The sequence below is a fragment of the Bradyrhizobium sp. P2_E8 genome (assembly GCF_056403875.1).
This window is the reverse complement of sequence record NZ_JBFUES010000755.1, coordinates 1-3,829: the sequence shown is the minus strand read 5'-3', so window position 1 is coordinate 3,829 and position 3,829 is coordinate 1. Positions and strand designations below refer to the sequence as shown.

The window sequence follows — 3,829 nt, the reverse complement described above, 5'->3', positions numbered from 1 at the left end:
GGTGCCACTAGGCGGCCAGTGGATCAGCTTCCCGACATTGGCGACGGTGGGAAAGCAATGGGCCAGTCGCCTCCTGTCACCACCCAGCAGATTATTACCTCCGATCAGACGATCAACCAGACCATCAACGGAAATGGGCTGGGAGCAGGCAAGTAGCGGTGTCTCAACATCGAAGCTGGTGAGCGCTGAGTGTCACTATCCAAACACAGGTTTTACGACCTGTTGATGGCAGATGATTGAGTGATGGATATTTCAAGGAGCCCGCGGAGCGGGCAGGGGCAAGGGTTATGCGGCGTATCTTCTTAATGCTGGCCTGTTGCTGGTTGGGGACAGCCCTTGCAGGGTGTGACTACACGCTGAGGGAGGCCGCGATCGTGGCCCCCGTGGATCCGCCGGGCGGGGACCCCGTGCAGGAACCGACCGACGTCAAGTACTACCCGTCGGACGAACCCGTTCGGCTGGGGCTGGAGCACTTCAACCGCGGCAGCTACGGGCTATCCCAGCGCTATTTCAAGGACGCCGTCGAGAAATCACCGAAGGACCTGACGGCCTGGATTGGGCTCGCGGCAAGCTATGACCGCCTGCGTCGTTTTGACCTGGCTGATCAGGCCTATGCCCATGCGATTCGGCTGGGGGGCGAGACCGTTCAAATCCTGAATGATCAGGGTTATTCGTACATGCTGCGCGGCAATCTGAGTGCGGCGCGACGGAAGTTTGAAAAAGCCTACTCGCTCGATCCGGGTAATCCGGTTATCGCCAATAACCTCGAGCTTCTCAATGGAAGCCGGCGGTTCATCGAGAGGCCACCGAACAATCAGCCTTAAATTGGTCGCGTAACGACCTGATTTGTTTCTGCTTTAATTCCGAAGGAGCGACTCTTGGCATTTCGGTGACGTAGGGCTTCGTCCCATGAGCCGTCTTGCAGCCGCTCGGCGTTCAGCACACGAGCCTTGAGGCGCTGGAACAACGGCGTCATGCTGAGGCATTGAGCTCCTCCAGCGTCTTCCTTCAGGTGAGCAATCCGCATCCGGTCGTCGGATCGTTGTGCGCGAACGCTGGCGAGTTCAGCGCGCGTCGCAAGCAACGCAGCATGCGCCGCCTCGATACGCCAGTCGATCGCCTTCAGCAAATAGCCCATCCGAGCCGCAGTCAGCGACACCACGCCGTGCCCGAGKCCCTCCTGCACCCGCAACGCCAGGCCCTGCATGCCTTTGCGCAAGTCGGAATCCGGCATCACCGTCGCCAAGGCTGAGACTGTTTAATAGCGCTCGCCCAGGTCCCAAACGATCGCCGCAAGTCAACAGCAGCGAGCGCGAGAACCCCATATCGCGGAGCTGTCGATGGGACGGCGCGCGGTGTCGACTCTCCAAACGATCTTGAGCTTCTTGTCACGGGTCCAGCGGCGACGCCGAGCAGGCCCAACAATCTCGAACCATTCAATTTGAGAGCTGCACTATTGCTGTCCATAAGGACGGCTACACAGCACTCGACTTACTCGACAGGCGGCCGTCACCGGAGGGTTCGTTGACTCTCGATGAAACTCCGCACAACAGAACCGCGGTAAATAGCGAAGTCAACGAACTATGCGCCTGGTCACCCTATCTTCGGTCGATCAGCATGCGCGACCGTATTCTTACGTGGTCCCGTTGGAGTACCCCTTCTGAGTCGTTGCCCCGCCCAAGATTCTTAGCAAGCATCGCGATGCCAGAAGCAGGGGTTATGCGGTTGCTTGTTCCACATTTCATTTCGAGCCCTTCGTGACCCCTGCGGCGGGCGCCTGCCGGGTTCGGTCTCTCAAAGGCACGTTACAAAACGTGAGTGGAGAATCAACGAGCCATGCGCGGTCGTCAGGAGGCCGAGATGAGCCGCGCAGGAGTTATCCACTCGGGGTCTTTTCACATCAGCCAGAGGTTTGGTCTGGCGGCGGCGCGTCGGCGCTGAAGGAGCGCCCATTGCTGGCGCTTTCCTGTGAGTTGCCTTGAATGCGATTGCACCTGCTCTGCGCCAACAGAGTGGAGTGTGTTGTGGGCCGCGTCTTATTCACCACGAAATCATTCCGAGCCGCGGGCTGGTTCGAAATTGATTCTCGCCTCAAGGCAACTTCGAATTCGTCCCAACCGTCGTCGAACCTTTGGGTCGAGCCATCTGTGACAGTTGCGATTGATCCCTCGGTGACGGCGGATTCGGTGATCGATCCAGTCGATCTGCTGTCCAAGGCAGTATCTTCGATATCCCCTCATCGAGACACGACTGCAAAATTCTGGACGGTCATGGCGCCCGAATCCGACACGTTGCTCACCCGTGTTCTCGCTGCTTCCAACTAACATTCATATTCTACGAGTTTTGAGGTCAAAGACATGGCTACTCAGACAACCGGCGGCGGCAGCACCACTTCGTTCTCCAATACACCGCAAGCGAAGGACGACATTTTTACGAGTGGCGTGACCGCCGCCGGCGTATCCATTTCGCTGACGGAAGATAACCTTCAGCCTGTCTTTTTCGATGTCATGGGAAATGACCTTGGAGGCAACGCCAAGACCCTCTTTTCCATCGACAACGGCATTAACAACAGCGGCGCCATGAGCGGCTATATCGCCGCTGATCTGCTGACCCAGGATACCGCGCGTATCGAAGGCACCAGCAGCGATACAAGCTTGAATGGCGCCAAGATCTGGATCACGGCGGACGGAAAAGTGGGCTACGACGCGTCCGCGTTGAGCGCGCAGATCAACGCCCTCTCGGCGGGCGAGTTTTTCACCGACTCATTCATTTACGCCATTCGCCTGGGTAACGGCACCTTGAGTTGGGCCACCGCGACGGTAAAAATTGCCGGCGTTAATGATGGCCCCGTCGCGGTTGCCGACACAAACGCTGTGAAAGAAGACACCGCGCCGAACCCGGTCAGCGGCAACGTGCTCACCAATGACACCGATGTTGATGCGAGTGATACGCACAGCGTTACGGCCGTCAATGGCTCTGCGGCGAAGGTCGGCACCGATGTGGCCGGCACCTACGGCACGCTGCATCTCAACGCCAACGGGACCTACACCTATACTCTGAACAACGCGCAAGCCAATGTGCAGGCGATTGCGGACGGCCAGCAAGTATTCGATACCTTCACCTACACCAATTCGGACAATCATGGCGGTTCAGGCACCGGCACGCTGACGATTACCGTCACCGGCACCAACGACGTCGTCAGCATCACCAGCGGTGCGCAGAGCGGCGCGGTGGTCGAGGATGCGCCGACGACGCCCGATCCGTCCGACTCGCTAAGTGCGGCGGGAACGATCAATTTCACCGACGTCGATCTCAGCGACGGCCACACCGCGACATTTGTCGCGGCGCCGGCCAACACGACGGCGCTCGGAACCTTTTCGCTGGATCCGGTCAGCGAGGCTGCCAACGCCGCCAATGGCTCGGTGCAGTGGCACTACGCACTTAACAATTCTACAGCTCAGTATCTGGCCGCCGGCCAGAGCGTGGTCGAGCACTACACCGTGACCGTCAATGACGGACACGGCTCGACGACCACCCAGGACGTTGCCATCACCATCACCGGCACCAACGACGTCGTCAGCATCACCAGYGGTGCGCAGAGCGGYGCGGTGGTCGAGGATGCGCCGACGACGCCCGATCCGTCCGACTCGCTAAGTGCGGCGGGAACGATCAATTTCACCGACGTCGATCTCAGCGACGGCCACACCGCGACATTTGTCGCGGCGCCGGCCAACACGACGGCGCTCGGAACCTTTTCGCTGGATCCGGTCAGCGAGGCTGCCAACGCCGCCAATGGCTCGGTGCAGTGGCACTACGCACTTAACAATTC

Annotated in this window: 4 protein-coding genes; 3 read left to right on the top strand and 1 reads right to left on the bottom strand. The window is 59.3% G+C overall.

Annotation, left to right across the window (positions count from 1 at the left end; all coding sequences use genetic code 11):
• Positions 1–374 precede the first annotated feature (374 nt).
• Positions 375–824: a tetratricopeptide repeat protein gene (locus AC1D00_RS31150; RefSeq protein ID WP_477013296.1), complete on the top strand. Its 450-nt coding sequence runs from the start codon at positions 375–377 to the stop codon at positions 822–824.
• Here the strand turns inward: AC1D00_RS31150 and AC1D00_RS31145 are convergent.
• A complete protein-coding gene (locus tag AC1D00_RS31145) occupies positions 821–1,234 on the bottom strand; it encodes a transposase family protein (protein WP_477013297.1) in 414 nt (137 codons plus the stop codon). The genes AC1D00_RS31150 and AC1D00_RS31145 overlap by 4 nt on opposite strands.
• A gap of 913 nt (positions 1,235–2,147) precedes the next feature.
• Here AC1D00_RS31145 and AC1D00_RS31140 point away from each other — a divergent pair.
• Both AC1D00_RS31140 and AC1D00_RS31135 read left to right on the top strand, forming a co-directional pair.
• Positions 2,148–2,324: a hypothetical protein gene (locus tag AC1D00_RS31140; protein ID WP_477013295.1), complete on the top strand. Its 177-nt coding sequence runs from the start codon at positions 2,148–2,150 to the stop codon at positions 2,322–2,324.
• Positions 2,325–2,357: 33 nt separating this feature from the next.
• Positions 2,358–3,829: VCBS domain-containing protein (locus AC1D00_RS31135; RefSeq protein WP_477013294.1), on the top strand; the 1,472-nt coding region annotated here is incomplete at its 3' end.